The sequence below is a fragment of the Streptomyces sp. Y1 genome (assembly GCF_041053115.1).
Classification (GTDB): Bacteria; Actinomycetota; Actinomycetes; order Streptomycetales; family Streptomycetaceae; genus Kitasatospora; species Kitasatospora rubellomurina.
This window is the reverse complement of the sequence record NZ_CP163445.1, coordinates 6,228,670-6,249,396: the sequence shown is the minus strand read 5'-3', so window position 1 is coordinate 6,249,396 and position 20,727 is coordinate 6,228,670. Positions and strand designations below refer to the sequence as shown.

Annotated in this window: 17 protein-coding genes; 4 read left to right on the top strand and 13 right to left on the bottom strand. The window is 72.5% G+C overall.

The genetic code is table 11. The features are described 5' to 3' along the window. Nucleotides 1–119 precede the first annotated feature (119 nt). Genes ruvX through AB2U05_RS27380 form a run of 4 tightly spaced genes read right to left on the bottom strand, consistent with a single transcriptional unit; the run spans nucleotide 120 to nucleotide 4,222 of the window. Nucleotides 120–602 carry a Holliday junction resolvase RuvX gene (ruvX, locus tag AB2U05_RS27395; protein WP_045700512.1) on the bottom strand — a complete coding sequence of 161 codons (483 nt, stop codon included), beginning with the start codon at nucleotides 600–602 and terminating at the stop codon, nucleotides 120–122. Continuing rightward, nucleotides 602–3,271 carry an alanine--tRNA ligase gene (gene alaS, locus AB2U05_RS27390; protein WP_045700515.1) on the bottom strand — a complete coding sequence of 890 codons (2,670 nt, stop codon included), beginning with the start codon at nucleotides 3,269–3,271 and terminating at the stop codon, nucleotides 602–604. Before alaS ends, ruvX begins: the two co-directional genes overlap by 1 nt. Next, nucleotides 3,271–3,735, bottom strand: a complete 465-nt coding sequence (locus AB2U05_RS27385) for a DUF6167 family protein (protein WP_052707559.1) — start codon at nucleotides 3,733–3,735, stop codon at nucleotides 3,271–3,273. The genes alaS and AB2U05_RS27385 overlap by 1 nt, the downstream gene beginning before the upstream one ends. A 4-nt stretch (nucleotides 3,736–3,739) precedes the next feature. Then, complete coding sequence (locus AB2U05_RS27380) at nucleotides 3,740–4,222, bottom strand: DUF948 domain-containing protein (protein ID WP_045700517.1); 483 nt, start codon at nucleotides 4,220–4,222, stop codon at nucleotides 3,740–3,742. A gap of 227 nt (nucleotides 4,223–4,449) precedes the next feature. On the opposite strand from AB2U05_RS27380, the gene AB2U05_RS27375 reads away from it, so the two are divergent. Both AB2U05_RS27375 and AB2U05_RS27370 read left to right on the top strand, forming a co-directional pair. After that, nucleotides 4,450–6,669 (top strand): regulator, encoded by a 2,220-nt coding sequence (locus AB2U05_RS27375; RefSeq protein WP_369184508.1) that lies wholly within the window; start codon nucleotides 4,450–4,452, stop codon nucleotides 6,667–6,669. Between the two features lie 86 nt (nucleotides 6,670–6,755). Beyond that, on the top strand, nucleotides 6,756–7,073 hold the full coding sequence (locus AB2U05_RS27370) for a tetratricopeptide repeat protein (RefSeq protein ID WP_045700521.1): 318 nt from the start codon (nucleotides 6,756–6,758) through the stop codon (nucleotides 7,071–7,073). Nucleotides 7,074–7,192: 119 nt separating this feature from the next. On the opposite strand, the gene rpsD is transcribed toward AB2U05_RS27370, so the two are convergent. The 8 genes from rpsD to AB2U05_RS27330 all read right to left on the bottom strand — a co-directional run bounded on the left by rpsD (nucleotide 7,193) and on the right by AB2U05_RS27330 (nucleotide 15,568). Beyond that, complete coding sequence (gene rpsD / locus AB2U05_RS27365; RefSeq protein WP_045700524.1) at nucleotides 7,193–7,807, bottom strand: 30S ribosomal protein S4; 615 nt, start codon at nucleotides 7,805–7,807, stop codon at nucleotides 7,193–7,195. A 311-nt stretch (nucleotides 7,808–8,118) separates the two neighbouring features. Beyond that, on the bottom strand, nucleotides 8,119–9,492 hold the full coding sequence (locus AB2U05_RS27360) for a replication-associated recombination protein A (protein ID WP_045700526.1): 1,374 nt from the start codon (nucleotides 9,490–9,492) through the stop codon (nucleotides 8,119–8,121). Nucleotides 9,493–9,520: 28 nt separating this feature from the next. Continuing rightward, complete coding sequence (locus tag AB2U05_RS27355; protein WP_369184507.1) at nucleotides 9,521–10,141, bottom strand: hypothetical protein; 621 nt, start codon at nucleotides 10,139–10,141, stop codon at nucleotides 9,521–9,523. A gap of 73 nt (nucleotides 10,142–10,214) precedes the next feature. Then, nucleotides 10,215–11,021 carry a polyphosphate kinase 2 gene (gene ppk2, locus AB2U05_RS27350; RefSeq protein ID WP_045700530.1) on the bottom strand — a complete coding sequence of 269 codons (807 nt, stop codon included), beginning with the start codon at nucleotides 11,019–11,021 and terminating at the stop codon, nucleotides 10,215–10,217. Nucleotides 11,022–11,184: 163 nt separating this feature from the next. Continuing rightward, nucleotides 11,185–11,643 (bottom strand): GNAT family N-acetyltransferase, encoded by a 459-nt coding sequence (locus AB2U05_RS27345; protein ID WP_244178937.1) that lies wholly within the window; start codon nucleotides 11,641–11,643, stop codon nucleotides 11,185–11,187. 155 nt (nucleotides 11,644–11,798) lie between these two features. Further along, nucleotides 11,799–13,589, bottom strand: a complete 1,791-nt coding sequence (gene aspS / locus AB2U05_RS27340) for an aspartate--tRNA ligase (protein ID WP_045700534.1) — start codon at nucleotides 13,587–13,589, stop codon at nucleotides 11,799–11,801. Next, nucleotides 13,586–14,848, bottom strand: a complete 1,263-nt coding sequence (gene hisS, locus AB2U05_RS27335; RefSeq protein ID WP_045700536.1) for a histidine--tRNA ligase — start codon at nucleotides 14,846–14,848, stop codon at nucleotides 13,586–13,588. Before hisS ends, aspS begins: the two co-directional genes overlap by 4 nt. 12 nt (nucleotides 14,849–14,860) lie before the next feature. After that, nucleotides 14,861–15,568 carry an MBL fold metallo-hydrolase gene (locus AB2U05_RS27330; protein ID WP_045700538.1) on the bottom strand — a complete coding sequence of 236 codons (708 nt, stop codon included), beginning with the start codon at nucleotides 15,566–15,568 and terminating at the stop codon, nucleotides 14,861–14,863. Between the two features lie 256 nt (nucleotides 15,569–15,824). Here AB2U05_RS27330 and AB2U05_RS27325 point away from each other — a divergent pair, with 256 nt between their 5' ends. Both AB2U05_RS27325 and AB2U05_RS27320 read left to right on the top strand, forming a co-directional pair. Then, a complete protein-coding gene (locus AB2U05_RS27325) occupies nucleotides 15,825–16,673 on the top strand; it encodes a peptidylprolyl isomerase (protein WP_369184506.1) in 849 nt (282 codons plus the stop codon). Nucleotides 16,674–16,939: 266 nt separating this feature from the next. After that, nucleotides 16,940–18,169 carry a DUF349 domain-containing protein gene (locus tag AB2U05_RS27320; RefSeq protein WP_045700543.1) on the top strand — a complete coding sequence of 410 codons (1,230 nt, stop codon included), beginning with the start codon at nucleotides 16,940–16,942 and terminating at the stop codon, nucleotides 18,167–18,169. A gap of 68 nt (nucleotides 18,170–18,237) precedes the next feature. Here AB2U05_RS27320 and AB2U05_RS27315 read toward each other — a convergent pair whose 3' ends face one another. Further along, nucleotides 18,238–20,652: a bifunctional (p)ppGpp synthetase/guanosine-3',5'-bis(diphosphate) 3'-pyrophosphohydrolase gene (locus AB2U05_RS27315; protein ID WP_244178939.1), complete on the bottom strand. Its 2,415-nt coding sequence runs from the start codon at nucleotides 20,650–20,652 to the stop codon at nucleotides 18,238–18,240. Nucleotides 20,653–20,727: the final 75 nt, after the last annotated feature.

Below are 20,727 nucleotides of genomic sequence, written 5' to 3'. Positions count from 1 at the left end.
CCGATCGGAGGTCGATCCGAAAGGCCACCACGACACGGGAGGAAACCGGACACGAACGAAGAGGGGTCCGTGCGGACGCGTCCGCACGGACCCCTCGACGGGACGTTAGACCAGGCCGGTCAGCCCGCCGCCTCGACGCTCTCACCGGGCGGCCTTCCGCTCACCCGTTCGGACTCAAGGGCGGTCTGCAGGATCACCACCGCGGCGGCCTGGTCGACCACCGAGCGGCCCTTCTTCGCCTTGACCCCCGAAGCGCGCAGCCCGTGGGTCGCGGTGACGGTCGTCATCCGCTCGTCCACCAGCCGCACCGGCACCGGGTAGAGCCGGTTGGCCAGCCGCGCGCAGTACGCGCGGACCTTCTCGGCCGCCGGGCCCTCCTTGCCGCTCAGCGAGCGCGGCAGCCCCACGATCACCTCGATCGCGTCGTACTCCTCGACGATCGCGGCGATCCTGGCCTGCGACTTCACCCCGGCGGGCACGGTCTCCACCGGCGTGGCGAGCACCCCGTCGGGGTCGCAGGACGCGACCCCGATCCGGGCGTCGCCGACGTCGACGGCGATCCGCCGGCCGCGACGAAAGGGCTTCGGCTCCTGCTCGATCATCAGGAGGCGCGCTCCGCGACCAGGCCGCGCACCGCGGCGACGGCCTCGCCGATCGCCGCCGGGTTGGTGCCGCCGCCCTGGGCGACGTCGTCCTTGCCGCCACCGCCGCCGCCGAGGGTCTTGGCGGCGGTCCGGACCAGCTCGCCGGCCTTGATGCCGCGGCCGCGGGCGTCCTCGTTGGTGGCGATCACGGTCAGCGGGCGGTCGTTCGCCACGGTGAACGCGGCGACCACGGCCGGGCGCGAGCCGAGGCGGCCGCGCACGTCCAGCACCAGCTTGCGCAGCTCGTCCGCGCCCACGCCGTCGGCGACCTGGGCGGCGACCACGGCGATGCCGTGGACGTCCTCGGCCGAGTCGGCCAGGCCCGCCGCGGCGGCCAGCACCTTCTCGGCGCGGAAGCGCTCGATCTCCTTCTCGGCATCCTTGAGCTTGGCGAGCATGCCCGAGATCTTCTCCGGCAGCTCCTCCGGACGGCCCTTGACCAGCTCGGTCAGCTGGGCGACCACGGTGTGCTCACGGGCCAGGAACTTGTACGCGTCGACGCCGACCAGCGCCTCCACCCGGCGCACGCCGGAGCCGATCGAGGACTCGCCGAGCAGCTTCACCAGGCCCAGCTGGGCGGTGTTGCCGACGTGCGTGCCACCGCACAGCTCCTTGGAGAAGTCGCCGATGGTGACGACGCGCACCTCGTCGCCGTACTTCTCGCCGAACATCGCGATGGCGCCGGCCTTGCGGGCCTGGTCCATCGTCATGACCTCGGCGGTGACCTCCAGCTCGCGGCCCAGCACGTCGTTGATCTTCTGCTCGACGTCGACCAGCACGCTGCCCGGGACGGCCGCGGGCGAGCCGAAGTCGAAGCGGAAGCGGCCGGGGGCGTTCTCCGAACCGGCCTGGGCGGCGGTCGGGCCGAGCGCGTCGCGCAGCGCCTGGTGGGTCAGGTGGGTGGCCGAGTGGGCCCGGGCGATCGCCCGGCGGCGGTCGGTGTCGATCGTGGCGTACGCCGAGGCGCCGAGCACGACCTCGCCGAACAGCACGCCGCCGGAGTGCACGACCACGCCCGGGACGGGCTGCTGCACGTCGCGGATCTCCACCACCGCGCCGGACTCCAGCCGGATCCGGCCCTGGTCGGCGAGCTGGCCGCCGCCCTCGGCGTAGAACGGGGTGCGGTCGAGGATGATCTCGACCTCGTCGCCCTCCGAGGCGGCCGGCGCCGGAACGCCGTCCACCAGCAGGCCGACCACGGTGGCCTCGCCCTCGGTCAGGGTGTAGCCGGTGAAGACGCTGGCGCCGGACTTGTCGGCGACCTCACGGTACGCGGCGACGTCGGCGTGGCCCATCTTCTTCGCCTTGGCGTCCGCCTTGGCGCGGTCCCGCTGCTCCTGCATCAGGCGGCGGAAGCCGGCCTCGTCCACCTGCAGGCCCTGCTCCTCGGCCATCTCCAGGGTGAGGTCGATCGGGAAGCCGTAGGTGTCGTGCAGCTTGAACGCCTGGTCGCCGGAGAGGACGACGCCGCCGGACTGCTTGGTCTCGGTGACCGCCGCGTCCAGCAGGTTGGTGCCGGCCTTCAGCGTCTGCAGGAAGGCCGCCTCCTCGCCGACGACGACCGTCTCGATGCGCTTGCGGTCGCTCTCCAGCTCCGGGTACTGCGGGGCCATCGCCTTGATGGCGATGTCGATGAGCTCCTTGGCCACCGGCTCGGTCGCGCCCAGCAGGCGCATGTTGCGGATGGCGCGGCGCAGGATGCGGCGCAGCACGTAGCCGCGGCCCTCGTTGCCGGGGGTGACGCCGTCGCCGACCAGCATCAGCGCGGTGCGGATGTGGTCGGTGACCACGCGCAGCGACACGTCCGACTTGTGGTCGGCGCCGTAGGCGTGGCCGGTGAGCTCGGCGGCGCGGTCGAGGATCATCCGGCTGGTGTCGATCTCGAAGAGGTTGTCGACGCCCTGCAGGATCGCGGCGAGGCGCTCCAGGCCGAGACCGGTGTCGATGTTCTTGCTCGGCAGGTCGCCGAGGATCTCGAACCCGTCCTTGCCGTCGCCGTGGCCGCGCTCGTACTGCATGAAGACCAGGTTCCAGATCTCCAGGTAGCGCTCGCCGTTGACCGCCGGGCCGCCCTCCTCGCCGTACGCGGGGCCGCGGTCGTAGTTGATCTCCGAGCACGGGCCGCACGGGCCGGGGACGCCCATCGACCAGAAGTTGTCCTTCATGCCCAGGCGCTGGATGCGCTCCGAGGGCACGCCGATGACGTCACGCCAGATCTGCTCGGCCTCGTCGTCGTCCTTGTAGACGGTGATCCAGAGCTTCTCCTTCTCCAGGCCGTAGCCGCCGTCCGCGACGGGAGTGGTGAGCAGCTCCCACGCGAACTTGATGGCCCCTTCCTTGAAGTAGTCGCCGAAGGAGAAGTTGCCGCACATCTGGAAGAAGGAGCCGTGCCGGGTGGTCTTCCCGACCTCCTCGATGTCCAGCGTGCGCACGCACTTCTGGACGCTGGTGGCGCGCGAGAACTGCGGCTTGACCTCGCCCAGGAAGTAGGGCTTGAACGGCACCATGCCGGCGTTGACGAGCAGCAGGGTGGGGTCGTCGGCGACCAGGGACGCCGACGGAACGACGGTGTGGCCGCGCTCCTCGAAGAAGCGCAGCCAGCGGCGGCGGATCTCAGCCGACTCCATTAGTGGTCCTTCCGGTTGGTGCCGCCCCGCGGCAGGGCTCGGCGGGGCGTTTCATCGATGGTCTGGGGGGTGGTGCGGATGCTGTCGGACGGGGGCAGGGCGGCGGCCGGGCGACCGGGCGCCGCCGAGATAGCTCGGTACTGCGGCTCGCCCGAGAGGGGCAGCGCGGAGCGCTTCCCAAGAAGGGTGGCGGCGGGCGACGGGCGGGCCCGGCGGGTGCGCCGGGGCTCCACCACGGCGGTGCCGCGCAGGCCCAGGTCGTCCTTCAGCTGCTCCTCGCGCTCGGCCATGCCGGCCCGCACGTCCAGCGCGAACTGCTTGGCCGCGTCGCCCAGGTGCAGCGCACCGCGCGCGGCGGTGCCGGAGAGGCTTTCGGGGGTGAGCCGCTGGGCCGCCTCGTTGGCCTTCTTCATGACCCAGACGGTGGCGCCGGCGCCGACCGCCATCCAGAAGATGCGTGCCATGCCGTCAGCCCCTCACCGCTCGCCGGACCCGGGAGAGCAGGCCGCCGCGGGGCGCCGTGGCGGCGCGCACCTCGGCCCGGATCAGCCGGGCCAGCTCCTCGCGCTCGCCGCTCTGCAGCGGCACGTTCGGCAGCCCGCCGCCCTGCTGCTTGGCGACCGCCTTGCGGACGCCGTAGCTGAACGCCGCGACCTTCACCAGCGGCCCGCCGAGGGTGGCGGCCACGGTGGAGGACAGCGCGTTGGCGTTGGCGGCGGCATCCTGCACGTTGGCGGTGATCTCGTCCACCCGTTCCAGCTGCTGGTTGGCGCTGCGCACCGCGGCGCCCGCCTCGGACAGCAGCGGCACGGCCTGCTCGGTGACGGCGGAGACCAGGACGGCGGCCTCCTTCAGCACCCGGGAGAGGCGGACCAGCACGACGGCGAGCAGGGTGACCAGGACCGCCCAGAACACGGCGACGAGCAATCCGGCCAGCTCTCCCACGGACACCTTTGCGCGCTCCCTCGCCTTGCACGTATTCAGAAGGAACCCTATCGCGCCCGCGCCCGGAATCCGGACCGGGCCGTTCGCCCCCGCCGATCCGGTCGGGTGTGCGATCCCCGCGCGTAACCTACCGGCCGGTCACCTCGTTCTGCCAGGCGGGCCGACAGCACGGACGGCCCGGACGCACGTCCGGACCGCAGCGGTCCGGGCCGAGGAACGACGGGGAGCAGGGCGTGGCCGGCGACTGGACAGCACAGCCCGCGGCGCAGCCGCGCGAGCCGGAGCCCGGCCGGCTGCCGGCCGAGGTGACCGGCTTCGTCGGGCGGCAGCGCGAACTGACCGAGCTGGCGGCCCTGTTGGCCGCCGCCCGGCTGGTGACGGTGACCGGCCCGGGCGGGGTGGGCAAGAGCCGGCTGGCGCTGCGCGCGGCGGCCCGGGCGGCCGGCGCCTTCCCGGACGGCACCTGGCTGGTCGAGGTGGCCCCGGTGCAGGACCCGCTGCTGCTCGGCCACGCCGTCCTGGAGGCGCTGCGGCTGACCGACTGCACCGCCCGCCCGCCGGTGGACGTGCTGGCCGAGCGGCTGGCCGGCCGCCGCCTGCTGCTGGTGCTGGACGGCTGCGAGCACCTGGTGGAGGCCTGCGCCGAGCTGGCGGACACCCTGCTGCGGGCCCTGCCCGGCCTGCGGGTGCTGACCACCAGCCGCTCGGTGCTGCGGGCCTCGGGCGAGCACCTGCTGACCCTGGCGCCGCTGCCGGTCGGCGCCCTGCCGGGGCAGCGCCCGGGCCCGGGCGTGCTGCCGGACGCGGTGCGGCTGTTCGCCGACCGGGCCCGGGCGGTGCTGCCGTCCTTCGAGGTCACCGAGGCCAACGCGGAGGCGGTCGGCCTGCTCTGCCGCCGGCTGGACGGCATCCCGCTGGCCGTGGAGCTGGCGGCCGGGCGGCTGCGCGCGCTGTCGGTGGAGCAGATCACCGCGCGGCTGGACGACCGGTTCCGGCTGCTCACCGGAGGCTCCCGGACGGCGCTGCCCCGGCACCAGACGCTGCGCACCACGATCGGCTGGAGTCACGAGCTCTGCACGGTGCAGGAACGTTTACTCTGGGCCCGCCTGTCGGTCTTCGCCGGGAGTTTCGACCTGGAGGCCGCCGAGTACGTCTGCGCCGGCGCGGGCATCGAACCCGAGGACGTGCTCGACCTGCTGGACGAACTCGTCGCCAAGTCCGTCCTGCTGCGCGAGGACAGCCCCTTCGGCGTCCGCTTCCGGCTGCTGGACACCCTGCGCGAGTACGGCGGCCACTGGCTGCGCGCGGCCGGCGAGGAGCAGCGGCTGCTGCGCCGCCACCGGGACTGGTACCTGGGCGTCGCCACCTGGGGCGAGGTCGAGTGGTTCGGCCCCCGCCAGGCGGAGACCGCCGAACGCACCCAGCTCGCCCACACCAACCTGCGCGCCGCGCTGGAGTTCTGCCTGTCCGAGCCCGGCGAGGAGCAGATCGCCCTGCTGCTGGCCGGCACCCTCTGGTTCTTCTGGGTCGGCTGCGGCCACCTCGGCGAGGGCCGGCACTGGCTGGACCGCGCGCTGGCGCTGGACCGCGAACCCACCGAGGCCCGCGCCAAGGCGCTGTGGGTGACCGGCTACATGGCCACCCTCCAGGGCGACCTCACGGCCGCCCGCCCGGCCCTGGAGGAGTGCCGCCGCCAGGCGCTGGACACCGGCGACGACCGGGCGCTCGCCTACGCCGTCCACCGCCAGGGCTGCGCGGCGCTGATCGGCGACGAGCCGGAGCGCGCCGCCGAGCTCTTCGAGGAGGCGCTCTGGCACTACCGGACGATCGGCGAGCTCAACAGCAACGTCGTGATGGCCATGATCGAGCTGGGCCTCGCCTACCTGTTCCAGGGCGACCTCGACAGCGGCGAGCTCTGGTTCGGCCAGGCCCGCGAGGTCTGCGAGGAGCACGGCGAGCAGTGGGCGTACGCGTACGTGCTGTACGCGTCGGCGTACTCGCACTACCTGGACGGCGCGATCCAGCCCGCCCGCGCCCTGGCCCGGGAGTGCGTACGGCTGAACCACCAGTTCCGCGACCTGCTCGGCATCGTGCTGGGGATCGACCTGCTGGCGCTGCTGGAGACCGAGCCGGCCGGGCCGGGCGAGCCCGCCGACCTGTGCGAGGCCCGGGTGCTGCAGGGCGCCGCGCACCGGATCTGGCGCACGGTCGGCACGCCCTTCCTGGGCTCGCGCTCGTTCTTCGGCACCCACCAGGAGTGCGCCGAGCGGGCCCGGGCCGGGCTCACCCAGCAGGCCTTCGACGACTGCTACCGGGCCGGCGCCCGGCTGGACCTGGACGCCGCGGTCTCCCGGGCACTGGACGGCGGCGGCTCGCCGGAGGGCCCGGAGCCCGGCCCCGGCCCCTGCTCGGTGCCGCCCGCTCCGGCGCCCGCGCCCGTCCCGAACAGCTGAGGTCCCGAACAGCTGAGGGGGCGGCCCGGAATAGCCGAAGCTTGCCGATTGCTTGAGGAGGCAAGCAACCACCCGGAAGGAGCACCATGGCCGTCCACGACGAGTACCGCCGCGCGGCGTTCTACTTCGACTCCAAGGCGTACGCCGACGCCGCCCGCCTGTTCGAAGGCGTCCTGGCGGAGGAGCCGGCCAACCTCTCCGTCCGGCTGATGCTCGCCCGCAGCTACTACCACTCCGCCCAACTCGGCCGCGCCGAGGCCGAGTTGCACCGGATCCTGGAGGCCGACCCGGCCGAGGACTACGCCCGGCTGATGCTCGGCCGCACCCTGGAGCGCCAGGGCCGCGCCGAGGAGGCCCGCCCGCACCTGCGGCTGGCCGCCGCGATGACCGGCGAGGACGTCTGAGCGGAAAGCAGTGCGGAAAGCGGAACGGAAAACGGAGCGGAAAAGGGGCGAGCCCCCGCCACCTCGGAAGGTGGCGGGGGCTCGCTACCGGTCCCGCGCAGTGCGGAACCGCTCGCGGGTCAGCGCGAGTAGTACTCGACGACCAGCTGCTCGTCGCAGATCACCGGGATCTCCTTGCGCTGCGGCGCACGGTCCAGGCGGAAGGCCAGGGCCTTCAGGTTGACCTCGAGGTACTTCGGGGTCTGGCCCTCACCCGCGTAGCCACCCTCACGGGCGACCTGGAACGGGACCTTCTCCTTGCTGCGCTCGCGGACGGTCACCACGAAGCCCGGCTTCATCTGGAACGACGGCTTGTTGACCTTGCCACCGTTGACCTCGATGTGGCCGTGGACGACCATCTGACGGGCCTGGTAGATGGTGCGGGCAATGCCCGAACGCAGCACCAGGGCGTCGAGGCGGGTCTCCAGCTCGGCGACGAGCGCCTCACCGGTCTTGCCCTCGGCCTTCTTCGCGCGGTCGAACGCGCGGGCCAGCTGCTTCTCGCTCAGGTCGTACTGGGCGCGAAGACGCTGCTTCTCGGTCAGACGGACCTTGTAGTCCGAGTTCTGCTTGCGACCACGGCCGTGCTGGCCGGGCGGGTACGGGCGGGCCTCGAAGTACTTGACGGACTTCGGGGTCAGCGGCACGCCGAGCGCACGCGCGATCTTGACCTTGGGGCGCTTCTGGTTCGCCATGAACCAAACCTTCCTCAGTTACGAATACGGCTTCACCAGGTGTTGACGGAGGTCGCATCTCGCGACCCGGAGAAAACCCCGCCGTCTGCGCGACGGGATCAGCCGCTCTCCGGAGCCGGGCACGAAAAGTGCTGGTCACACGGGCGGACCCGGAAAACCGGGCCGTCCGCGACACCGAAACGGTGCGCGACGCTCCTGGTGCGGACCTCCCGGAGGAGGTCTACGGCCATTGCCCCGCTGGTGCGGCCGGTCGGTGGGGTCTCCCCCGCCGCCGTCCCGGGACGTGGCACTCCGATCGAGTATACCGGCTGCTAGTCGGCCTTCTTCTCCGCCCTGCGCTCCCCGCGCAGCCGCCCGCGCGTCCACTCCACGGTGTCCGCGTACCGCACCTCGCCGCCGCGCCGGTTCGGCCGGTAGTACTCCTTGCCGTGCACCGCGTCCGGCGCGTACTGCTGCGTCGCGATGCCCTCGGGCAGGTCGTGCGGGTACTGGTAGCCGTGCCCGTGGCCGAGCTTGCCCGCGCCGCCGTAGTGCGCGTCCCGCAGGTGCGGCGGCACGGCGCCCGCCAGCCCCTGCCGGACGTCCGCCAGCGCCGCGTCGATCGCCAGGTAGGCCGAGTTGGACTTGGGCGCCAGGGCGAGCGCGATCGCCGCCTGGGACAGGATGATCCGTGCTTCCGGGAAGCCGATCAGGGCCACCGCCTGGGCCGCCGCCACCGCCGTCTGCAGCGCGCTCGGGTCCGCCAGGCCGACGTCCTCGCTGGCCGAGATCATCAGCCGGCGGGCGATGAACCGCGGGTCCTCCCCCGCCTCGATCATCCGGGCCAGGTAGTGCAGCGTCGCGTCGACGTCGCTGCCGCGGATCGACTTGATCAGCGCGCTGGCCACGTCGTAGTGCTGGTCGCCGTCCTTGTCGTAGCGCACCGCCGCCTGGTTCACGGCCGTCTCGGTGGTGGCCAGCGTGATGCTCGCCTCACCCTTCTCCAGCGCCGCCCCGGCCGCCGCCTCCAGCGTGGTGAGCGCCCGCCGGGCGTCCCCGCCGGCCAGCCGGACCAGGTGGTCCTCGGCCTCCGCGGTCAGCTCCAGCGCGCCCTCCAGGCCGCGCTCGTCGGCCACCGCGCGGCGCAGCAGCGCCCGGATGTCCTCGTCGGTCAGCGACTCCAGGGTCAGCAGCAGCGAGCGGGAGAGCAGCGGCGAGATCACCGAGAAGTACGGGTTCTCGGTGGTCGCCGCGATCAGCGTGACCCAGCGGTTCTCGACGGCCGGCAGCAGCGAGTCCTGCTGGGCCTTGGAGAAGCGGTGGATCTCGTCCAGGAACAGCACCGTCTCCCGGCCGGACATGCCGATCGCCCGCCGGGCGCCGTCGATCACCGCCCGGACCTCCTTGACCCCGGCGGTGATCGCGGACAGCTCGACGAACCGGCCCTCCACGGCCTGGCTGATCACGTGCGCGAGCGTGGTCTTGCCGGTGCCGGGCGGCCCCCAGAGGATGACCGAGCTGGTGGCCGCCGGCCCGCGCGAGCTCGCGACCAGCCGGCGCAGCGGCGAGCCGGGCTTCAGCAGCTGCCGCTGCCCGGCGACCTCGTCCAGGGTGCGCGGGCGCATCCGCACGGCCAGCGGCGCCCGGCCGGGCTCCCGGCTCTGGCGTTCCTCGGCGGCGGCGGTGAAGAGGTCCGGTTCGTCCACACCGGAAGCCTATGCGAGGCCCCCGACACTACGGCGCGGGATGCTCGGGGCGGTCCAGCAGCACCACGTCGAACTCCTCCAGCGACCGCAGGGTCGCGCCGCTCTCGGCGATCGCCCGGGCCCGGGTGTCGGCGACCGGCCCGCGCGAGGCCACGAAGGTCTCCTGGTCCGCGAAGATCCCGCCCACCGAACCGCGCCCGCTGCCGCGGTCGACCAGCATGGCGGCGGTCACGAACCCGGCCATCTTCTCCAGCCCCGGCAGCGCGCGGTCCCGGAAGGCCTCGACCATCGCGTCGACCCTGGCCGGGTCGACGTCGAACCGCGTCAGCCGGAACCCGGCCCCCGGTCCGGCCGACCCGGGCGGAGCCGTCGCCACGGCCTGCCAGACATCGGTGGTCACGGTGCCGGCCAGCGGCGCCAGCAGCTCCCGGCGGCGCTCCCCCAGCGCCGCGTCGCTGGCGCGCTCGGCCTCCGCGGACTCCCACCACGAACCCATCGCGATCTTGCCGAGGGTCCGGTCGGCGAACAGCCCGTAGCCGCGGTAGCCGGGCTGGCCGGTCAGCAGCGCCAGCGCCTCGGTGCGGAGCCCGTCCAGGGTCTGCTCGATCCGGTCCGGATTCCCGGTGGCGTAGACGGTACGAACGAACATGAGCGCGCCTCCTGTGGACGCCCGGGCGCCACGCGGGGCCGTTCGTCGAGAAGCAGCGCCCGGAAGGCCCCGTCTACTCCAGTTTGGCAGCGTGGTCCGGAACGTACTTCTGGAGGTCCCGGGGCGGCCGCTGGTAGCCGCGCGGGGCCGGGCGCGGCGGCAGCTCGATCCTCGGCGGGGTGATCTCGTGGTACGGCACCGAGGAGAGCAGGTGGGCGATCATGTTGATCCGGGCCCGGCGCTTGTCGTCGCTCTCCACCACGTGCCAGGGCGAGTCCGGGACGTCGGTGTAGACGAACATCTCGTCCTTGGCCCGGGAGTAGTCCTCCCAGTGGTTGATCGACTCGACGTCCATCGGGGAGAGCTTCCAGCGCTTCATCGGATCCTCCAGCCGCTCCCGGAATCGCCGCTGCTGCTCGGTGTCGCTCACCGAGAACCAGTACTTGCGCAGCAGGATGCCGGCCTCGACGAGCATCCGCTCGAAGGTCGGGCACTGGTGCAGGAACTGCCAGTACTCCTCGTCGGTGCAGAAGCCCATGACCCGCTCGACGCCCGCCCGGTTGTACCAGCTGCGGTCGAACAGCACGATCTCGCCGGCCGCCGGCAGCTGCTCGACGTACCGCTGGAAGTACCACTGGGACTTCTGCCGCTCGGTCGGCGTCGGCAGCGCCGCGACCCGGGCGATCCGGGGGTTCAGGTACTCGGTGACCCGCTTGATCGCGCCGCCCTTGCCCGCCGCGTCCCGGCCCTCGAACACCACCACCAGCCGGGCGCCGGTGACCCGCACCCACTCCTGGAGCTTCACCAGCTCGTGCTGCAGCCGCAGCAGCTCCCGCTCGTACGGCTTCTTCGCCAACCGCTGCCGCTGCTCCTCGGCCACCCCGGGTCCTCCGTCCGCCTGTCCTGATGATCCCTCACCGTAGGCGCCGGCGGCCGACTTCGCAGGTCGGTGGGAGAGGTCGGTGGGCCGGAGGTCCGGAGGCCGGGGCGGGGCCTCCGGGGGGAGCGGGGCCGGGTCGCGCACGGGCTTCGGCGGGCGGGGACTACACGCCGACGAACGGCTCCGGGTAGCGGCACAGGCCGCGCGGCCCGCCGTCGTACGCCGCCAGCGGCAGAGCCTGGAAGTACGCCTCCGGCACCTCGAACGGGCCGCTGACCTCGTGCCGCCCGGCCGGCGTGAAGCCGAACCGCCCGTAGTACTCCGGGTCGCCGAGGACGACCACCAGCTTCTCCCCCGCCTCCTCGGCCGCCGTCAGCGCGGCCCGGACGACGAGTTCGCCGACGCCCCGGCGCTGCCACTCGGGCGCGACCGCGACCGGCGCGAGCGCCAGCGCGTCACCGGTCGTCGCGGCGTCGCCGACCCGCAGCCGGGTCAGCAGCGCGTGCCCGATCACCAGCCCGGCACCGTCCACGGCCACGATCGACAGACCGGGCAGCCAGGCGGGATCGCGGCGCAGCGCGTCCACCAGGTCCGCCTCGTCCGGGCCGGGGAACGCGGCCATGTGGACCCGTCTGGTCGCCGGGGCATCCCCCGGGTCTTCCACTCTCGTTGTGACCCGCATGGGTCAACCCTCCCTGTGTCGCACACCGTTGTGGACCGGCCCCGGACGGTGGGTGGACCGTCCGGGGCCGTTGCAGGTTAGCGGATGACGCGGCGTCAGCTCTCCGGCTGCGCCTCGGACTTGGCGTCCTCGCGCACCTTGGGCTTGGCGTCCACGCCGGCCTCGCGGCGCTGCGCCGGGGTGATCGGGGTCGGGGCGCCGGTCAGCGGGTCGCCGCCGGTGGACGTCTTCGGGAAGGCGATGACGTCCCGGATGGTGTCGTACCCGCCGAGCAGGGTGACGATGCGGTCCAGGCCGAAGGCGACGCCACCGTGCGGCGGCGGGCCGTAGTTGAAGGCGTCCAGCAGGAAGCCGAACTGCGAGGCCGCCTCCTCCTCGGAGAGGCCGATCGCGTCGAACGCCCGCTTCTGGACGTCCCGCTGGTGGATACGGATCGAACCGCCGCCCAGCTCCGAGCCGTTGAGGACCAGGTCGTAGGCGTTGGACAGGGCCGCGCCCGGGTCGGTGTCGAAGGTGTCCAGCGACTCCGGGGTCGGGGCGGTGAACGGGTGGTGCACCGCGTGCCAGCCCTGGAACTGGCCCTTGTCGTCCTCGATCGGCTCGAACATCGGGAAGTCGACGACCCAGAGGAAGGCCCACTGGGACTCGTCGATCAGCCCGCAGCGCTTGCCGATCTCCAGACGGGCGGCGCCCAGCAGCTCCTGCGAGGCGCGCTCCTTGCCGGCGGCGAAGAAGACGGCGTCGCCGTTCTTGGCGCCCGCGGCGGCGGCGAGGCCGGCCAGGTGCTCCTCGGAGAGGTTCTTGGCGACCGGGCCGCGCAGCTCGCCGGTCTCGGCGTCGATGAGCACGTAGGCGAGGCCCTTGGCGCCTCGCGCCTTGGCCCAGTCCTGCCAGGCGTCGAGCTGCTTGCGCGGCTGCGAGGCGCCGCCGGGCATGACCACGGCACCGACGTACGGGGCCTGGAAGACGCGGAACTCGGTGCCCTTGAAGTACTCGGTGAGGTCGGTGAGTTCCTGGCCGAAGCGGACGTCCGGCTTGTCGGAGCCGTAGCGGCCCATGGCGTCCGCGTAGGTCATGCGCGGCAGCGGGTTCGGGATCTCGTAGCCGTGGACCTCGCGCCAGATGGCGCCGACGATCTTCTCGCCGAGGGCCAGGATGTCCTCCTGGTCGACGAACGAGGCCTCGATGTCCAGCTGGGTGAACTCCGGCTGCCGGTCGGCGCGGAAGTCCTCGTCGCGGAAGCAGCGGGCGATCTGGTAGTAGCGCTCCATGCCGGCCACCATCAGCAGCTGCTTGAACAGCTGGGGCGACTGCGGCAGGGCGTACCAGTGGCCGGGCTGCAGGCGGACCGGGACGAGGAAGTCGCGGGCGCCCTCGGGGGTGGAGCGGGTGAGGTACGGCGTCTCGATGTCGAGGAAGTCGTTCTCCTCCATCACCCGGCGGATGATGTTGTTGACCTTGGAGCGCAGCCGCAGGCCCTTGGCCGGGCCCTCGCGGCGCAGGTCCAGGTAGCGGTAGCGCAGCCGGACCTCCTCGTTGACCGTGCCCGGCTCGTACTCGGCGACCGGGAAGGGCAGCGGGGCGGCCTCGGAGAGCACCTCGATCTCGCTGACGACGACCTCGACGGCACCGGTCGGGATGTCCGGGTTCTCGTTGCCCTCGGGGCGGACGCGGACGTCGCCGACGACCTTGACGCAGTACTCGGCGCGCAGGCCGTGGACGGAGTCGAGGTCGCGGACCACGATCTGCACGGTGCCGGAGGCGTCGCGCAGGTCGATGAAGGCGACGCCGCCGTGGTCGCGGCGGCGGGCGACCCAGCCGGCCAGGGTGACGGTGGTGTCTGCGTGCTCCGGGCGGAGCGTGCCCGCGTCGTGCGTGCGGATCACAGCTGCTTCTCCTTCAGGGTGGTGACGAGTGCGTCGAGGGCGACGGGGGTCTGCTCGCCGGTGTTCATGTCCTTGAGCTGGACGACGCCCTCGGCGAGGTCCCGGTCCCCGGCGATCAGGGCGAAGCGGGCGCCGGACCGGTCGGCGGACTTCATGGCGTTCTTGATGCTCTTGACGCCGAAGGCGAGGTCGGTGGCGACGCCGGCCCGGCGCAGCTCGACCACCTTGGCGAACAGGGTGTTCTTGGCCTCCTCGCCGAGCGCGACGGCGTAGACGGCGGTGGCGGCCGGCAGGTCGAGGGCGACGCCCTCGGCCTCCAGCGCGAGGAAGGTGCGGTCGACGCCGAGGGCCCAGCCGACGGACGGCAGCGCGGGGCCGCCGATCATCTCGGACAGGCCGTCGTAGCGGCCGCCGCCGCCGATCGCGGACTGGGCGCCGAGGCCGTTGTGCACGAACTCGAAGGTGGTGCGGGTGTAGTAGTCCAGGCCGCGGACCAGCTTCGGGTCGTCGACGAAGGCCACGCCGTTGGCGGTGAGCAGCTCGCGCACCTTCTCGTCGTAGGCCTTGCAGTCCTCGCAGAGGAAGTCGCGCAGCATCGGGGCGCCGACCAGCTGGTCCTGGACGTCCTTGCGCTTGTCGTCGAGGACGCGCAGCGGGTTGATCTCGGCGCGGCGGCGGGTCTCCTCGTCCAGGTCGAGGCCGGTGAGGAACTCGATCAGGGCGGCGCGGTAGACCGGGCGGCACTGCTTGTCGCCGAGGCTGTTGAGCAGCAGCGAGTAGTCGCTCAGCCCCAGCGAGCGGAAGGCGTCGTCGGCCAGGATGATCAGCTCGGCGTCCAGCGCCGGGTCCTCGGCGCCGATCGCCTCGGCGCCGACCTGGGAGAACTGGCGGTAGCGGCCCTTCTGGGCGCGCTCGTAGCGGTAGTACGAGCCGGAGTACCAGAGCTTGACCGGCAGGTTGCCCTGCTTGTGCAGATTGGCCTGGAGGGCGGCGCGCAGCACCGAGGCGGTGCCCTCGGGGCGCAGCGCGAGCTCGTCACCGCCCTTGGTGGTGAGGTTGTACATCTCCTTGGTGACGATGTCGGTGGACTCGCCGACGCCGCGGGAGAACAGCTTCACGTCCTCGAAGACCGGGGTCTCGATGTAGCCGTAGCCGGCCCGCCGGGCGGGGGCGGCGATGCGCTCGCGGATCGCCAGGAAGGTCGCGGAGCTGGGGGGCAGCAGGTCGTAGGTGCCCTTGGGGGCGGTGAAGGTGCTCAACTTCTCTATCCGTCACATTCCTCGTCGCGGGAAAGCCGGGGCGCCGGCCGCCCCCGCTGCCTGTCGGAGGTAGGGGTTGGCGGCGCGCTCGCGGCCGATGGTGGTCTGACCGCCGTGGCCGGAGAGGACCACGGTGGAATCGTCGAGGGGCAGGCACACCCGGGCCAGCGAGCGCATGATCGCATCGCTGTCCCCGCCCGGGAGGTCGGTACGCCCGATGGAGCCGGCGAACAGCAGGTCGCCCGAGAACAGCACCGGGGGGAGGTCCTCGGCACCGGGCGTCCGGAAGGTCACCGACCCCCCGGTATGGCCCGGGGCGTGGTCCACGGTGAGCCGCAGGCCGGCCAGCTCCAGCACGGAGCCGTCGGTCAGTTCGCGCACGTCGTCCGGCTCGCCGACGGTGAGCTCGCCCATCAGCTGGGTGCCCAGGGAGCGGCCGAGCGCCTTCTCCGGGTCGGACATCATGTACCGGTCCTCGGGGTGGATCCAGGCCGGGACGCCACGGGCGCCGCAGACCGGGACCACCGAGGCCACGTGGTCGATGTGCCCGTGCGTGAGCAGCACGGCGACGGGCTTGAGCCCGTGCTCGCGGATCAGCTCCTCGACCCCGCGGGCCGCCTGGTGGCCCGGATCGACGATGACGCACTCCTCGCCCGCCGCGGGGGCGACCAGGTAGCAGTTGGTGCCCCAGGCTCCTGCGGGGAATCCGGCGATGAACACGCGCGTCCTCTGGTGATCTGGTCGGCGGCGGCTACGACGTGCAGCTACGCGTACGGGGTGTGGCTACGAAGATGTAAAGGCAGCCTACCGGCGGTTCGGGCCCGGTTGCGAACCAGATAGCGGTGCCGGGCCGGTGCCGCCTGACAGGTTCACCGCGTTCTTACGGGCCCGGTCCCTACACTTGGCCGCCGATGGATGCGATGATCCGGTTCGGAATCCATCCACTTCTTCCGCACATCCTCAGGAGACACGGCCGGTGGTCAGCAGCGAACAGCGGCGGCGGCAGCTCGCCCGCGAGAAGTACGAGCGCCAGATGGAGCGCCGCGCCACCGCGGCGGCCGCCCGCAGGCGTCGCAACACGATCCTGGGCGCCTCGCTCGCCGTCGTGGTGCTGGCCGGCGGTGGCGCGCTGGTGGGCAGCGGCGCGTTCAGCTCGGACAAGGACGACAAGAAGGACGTCTCCGCCGCCTCCACCCCGCAGTCCGCGCCGACCCAGCCGACCGAGCCGGCGATGCCGACCCGCAAGCCGGTCGAGGGCTGCACCGACCCGGCGCCGGGCGCCCCCAACGGCAAGCAGTGGAAGGCCGAGCCGGCCATGTCCGTCGACCAGGCCGCCTCGTACACGATGGCGCTGGACTCCAACTGCGGCAAGGTGACGATCGCGCTGGACGCGGCCAAGGCGCCGCACACCGTGAACTCCTTCAACTTCCTGGCCGGCGAGCACTTCTTCGATCACACCAAGTGCCACCGCCTGACCACCGACGGCATCTTCGTGCTGCAGTGCGGCGACCCGACCGCCAGTGCGACCGTCCCGGGCGGCACCGGCGGCCCCGGCTACCAGTTCAAGGACGAGAACCTGTCCGGCGCGACGTACCCGGCGGGCACCGTGGCGATGGCCAACTCCGGCCCGGACACCAACGGGAGCCAGTTCTTCCTGGTCTACAAGGACACCAAGCTGCCGCCGAGCTACATCCCGTTCGGCAAGATCACCGGCGGCCTGGACGTGGTGCAGAAGATCGCCGCCGCGGGCACCCTGGAGGGCGCTCCGGACGGCCACCCGATGGCCGATGTCACCTTCAACTCGGTTACCGTGTCGAAGGGTTGACCAACTCCGGGGCCGCCGGCGGCGGGTGGCGAGTCCGCCCCCGCCCGGCCCCGGCCCGAAATCGCCCGGCCCGGATGCGGACAGCACCGGGCCTGGTCGCCTATGTTGGCGTTGTGTAGGGTGCCCGGACCCGCCCAGCCGATCCACCCTCGGCAGCACAGTACGGCGGACGGGGACGGCGGACTCTTCGGTCCGCCGCACATCAACTGTGGACGACGGACGCGCGCCGCCCCGGCGCGGGCGCGACGTCATGTGGAGGACGCGCTATGAGCAGCGACCCGTGGGGCCGTGTCGACGAGCAGGGCACGGTCTACGTCAGGACGGCGGACGGCGAACGCGTCGTCGGTTCCTGGCAGGCCGGCTCGCCCGAGGAGGCCCTGGCCTACTTCGAGCGCAAGTACCAGGGCATCGAGGTGGAGATCGGCCTGCTGGAGAAGCGGGTGCGCACCACCGACCTGGCCGCCAAGGACGCCCAGACCGCGCTGGAGCACCTGCGCGCGCAGGTCACCGAGGGGCACGCGGTCGGCGACCTGGACGCCCTGGCCAAGCGGCTGGACACCCTCGCCGCCGACATCGAGAGCCGGCGCGAGGAGCGCAAGGCGGCCCGCGCCAAGGCGCAGGACGAGACCCGCGCCGCCAAGGAGGCCCTGGTCTCGGAGGCCGAGCAGCTCGCCGAGTCCACCCAGTGGCGGGAGGCCGGGGACCGGCTGCGCGCGCTGGTGGACACCTGGAAGGGCCTGCCCCGGCTGGACCGCAAGAGCGACGACGAGCTGTGGCACCGCTTCTCGCACGCCCGCTCGGTCTTCTCCAAGCACCGCAAGGGGCACTTCGCCGCCCTGGACGCCGACCGCGAGCAGGCCCGGCAGACCAAGGAGGCGCTGGTCGCCGAGGCCGAGGCGCTGTCCTCGTCCACCGAGTGGGGCAGCACCGCGGCCGCCTACCGCGACCTGATGGCGCGCTGGAAGGCCGCCGGCCGGGCCCAGCGGGACATCGAGGACGAGCTGTGGGCGCGGTTCCGCGGCGCGCAGGACGTCTTCTTCCAGGCCCGTTCCGCGGTGTTCAGCGAGCGGGACGCCGAGCAGGTGGAGAACCAGAAGCTCAAGGAGGCGCTGGCCGTCGAGGCCGAGGCGATCCTGCCGATCACCGACCTGAAGGCCGCCAAGGCCGCGCTGCGCGAGGTCAACGAGCGCTGGGAGGCGATCGGGCACGTGCCGCGCGACGTCCGTCCGAAGCTGGACGGCCGGCTGAACGCGGTCGAGCGGGCCATCCGCGAGGCCGAGGACGCCGAGTGGAAGCGCTCCAACCCGGAGGCCAAGGCCCGCGCGGCCGGCATGGTGGGCCTGTTCCAGGCGAAGGCCGACAAGATCCAGGCCGACCTGGACAAGGCCCGCGCGGCGGGCAACGCCTCCAAGGTCGCCAAGCTGGAGTCCGAGCTGGCCGGTGTGCAGACCCTGCTGGAGCAGGCGCACCGCAGCCAGGAGGAGTTCAGCGGCTGATCCGGTGAGCCGATGAACGCCGAAAGGCCCCCGGGGTGCTCCCCCGGGGGCCTTTCGGCGTTCCCGCGCTACTTGCGGGCCGAGGTCACGCGGTAGACGTCGTACACGCCCTCGACGCCGCGCACCGCCTTGAGCACGTGGCCCAGGTGCTTCGGGTCGCCCATCTCGAAGGTGAAGCGGCTCATCGCCACCCGGTCCCGGGAGGTCTGGACCGCCGCCGACAGGATGTTGACGTGCTGGTCGGAGAGCACCCGGGTGACGTCCGAGAGCAGGCGGGAGCGGTCCAGCGCCTCGACCTGGATGGCCACCAGGAAGACCGAGGACTGGGTGGCCGCCCACTCGACCTCGATGATCCGCTCCGGCTGCTGGCTCAGCGCCTCGACGTTGACGCAGTCGGCGCGGTGCACCGAGACGCCGTTGCCGCGGGTGACGAAGCCGACGATCGGGTCGCCCGGCACCGGGGTGCAGCAGCGGGACAGCTTGACCCAGACGTCCTCGACGCCCTTGACGATCACGCCCGGGTCGCCCTTGGCCCGGCGGCGCACGGCCCGGCGGTTGTCGTGCGTCGGGGTGGCGGTCTCCGCCAGGTCCTCGGTCGCGCCCTCCTCGCCGCCGAGCGCCTGGACCAGCTTCTGGACGATGTTCTGCGCGGCGACGTGCCCCTCGCCGATCGCGGCGTAGAGCGAGGAGATGTCGGGGTAGCGCATCTCGTGGGCCAGGGTGACCAGCGAGTCCCCGGTGAGGATCCGCTGGATCGGCAGGCCCTGCTTGCGCATCGCCCGGACGATCGCCTCCTTGCCGTGCTCGATCGCCTCCTCGCGGCGCTCCTTGGAGAACCAGGCGCGGATCTTGTTGCGGGCGCGCGGCGACTTGACGAAGCCCAGCCAGTCCCGGGACGGCCCGGCGTTCTCCGCCTTGGAGGTGAACACCTCGACGGTGTCGCCGTTCTCCAGGGTCGACTCCAGCGGCACCAGCCGCCCGTTCACCCGGGCCCCTATGGTCCGGTAGCCGACCTCGGTGTGCACCGCGAAGGCGAAGTCGACCGGCGTGGCGCCGGCCGGCAGGGCTATCACGTCGCCCTTGGGGGTGAAGACGAAGACCTCGTTGCTGGCCAGGTCGAAGCGCAGCGACTCCAGGAACTCGCCCGGGTCGGCGGTCTCCTTCTGCCAGTCCAGCAGCTGCCGCAGCCAGGCCATCTCGTTGACGGCGCCGGCCTTGTCGTCCTTGCGGGTCTGGGTCGGGGTGTCGGTGCGGACCTTGGAGGCGCCGGCCACCGCGCGCTGCTTGTACTTCCAGTGCGCGGCGATGCCGTACTCGGCCCGCCGGTGCATGTCGAAGGTGCGGATCTGCAGTTCGACGGGCTTGCCGCCGGGCCCGATCACCGTCGTGTGCAGCGACTGGTACATGTTGAACTTGGGCATCGCGATGTAGTCCTTGAACCGCCCCGGCACCGGGTTCCACCGCGCGTGGATGGTGCCCAGCGCCGCGTAGCAGTCGCGGACGGTGTCGACCAGGACCCGGATGCCCACCAGGTCGTAGATCTCGGCGAAGTCCCGGCCCCGGACGATCATCTTCTGGTAGACCGAGTAGTAGTGCTTCGGCCGCCCGGTGACGGAGGCGGTGATCCGGGCGCCGCGCAGGTCCGCCTGGACCTGGTCGATGACGGTCGCCAGGTACTCGTCCCGCTTGGGGGCGCGCTCGGCGACCAGCCGGACGATCTCGTCGTACATCTTGGGGTAGAGGATCGCGAAGGCGAGGTCCTCCAGCTCCCACTTGATGGTGTTCATGCCCAGCCGGTGCGCCAGCGGGGCGTAGATCTCCAGCGTCTCGCGGGCCTTCTTCTCCTGCTTCTCCCGCTTGAGGTAGCGCATCGTGCGCATGTTGTGCAGGCGGTCGGCGAGCTTGATCACCAGGACCCGCGGGTCCTTGGCCATCGCCACGACCATCTTGCGGACGGTCTCCGCCTGCGCGGCCTCGCCGAACTTGACCCGGTCGAGCTTGGTGACGCCGTCGACCAGCAGGGCCACCGAGTCGCCGAAGTCCTTGCGCAGGGTCTCCAGGCCGTAGTCGGTGTCCTCGACGGTGTCGTGCAGCAGCCCGGCCATCAGGGTCGGGGCGTCCATGCCGAGCTCGGCCAGGATCGTCGCGACGGCCAGCGGGTGGGTGATGTACGGGTCGCCGCTCTTGCGCTTCTGCCCCCGGTGCCACTTCTCGGCGACGGCGTAGGCCCGCTCGATGTCGCGCAGCAGCGCCGGGTCGGCCTTGGGGTCGTTCGCCCGGATCGAGCGGAACAGCGGCTCCAGGACGGGGTTGAGCACGCTGGAGCGCTGGCCGCCGAGGCGGGCCAGCCGGGCGCGCATGCCGCCGGTGGAGCCGCGGCCGGAGGGGCCGAGCGAGCGCGGGGAGGTCGGCGCCGGACGTGCCGGGGTGGCCCCCGAGGGCGTGGGACGGTCTTCGGGGGCGGCCGCTGCGGCCGTGGGCACAACCTCGTCGGGCAAGGACACTCCTCGGGGCACCGGGGCCTACCCCTGCCGGGGCCCGAGCGGGCGGGTGCACCG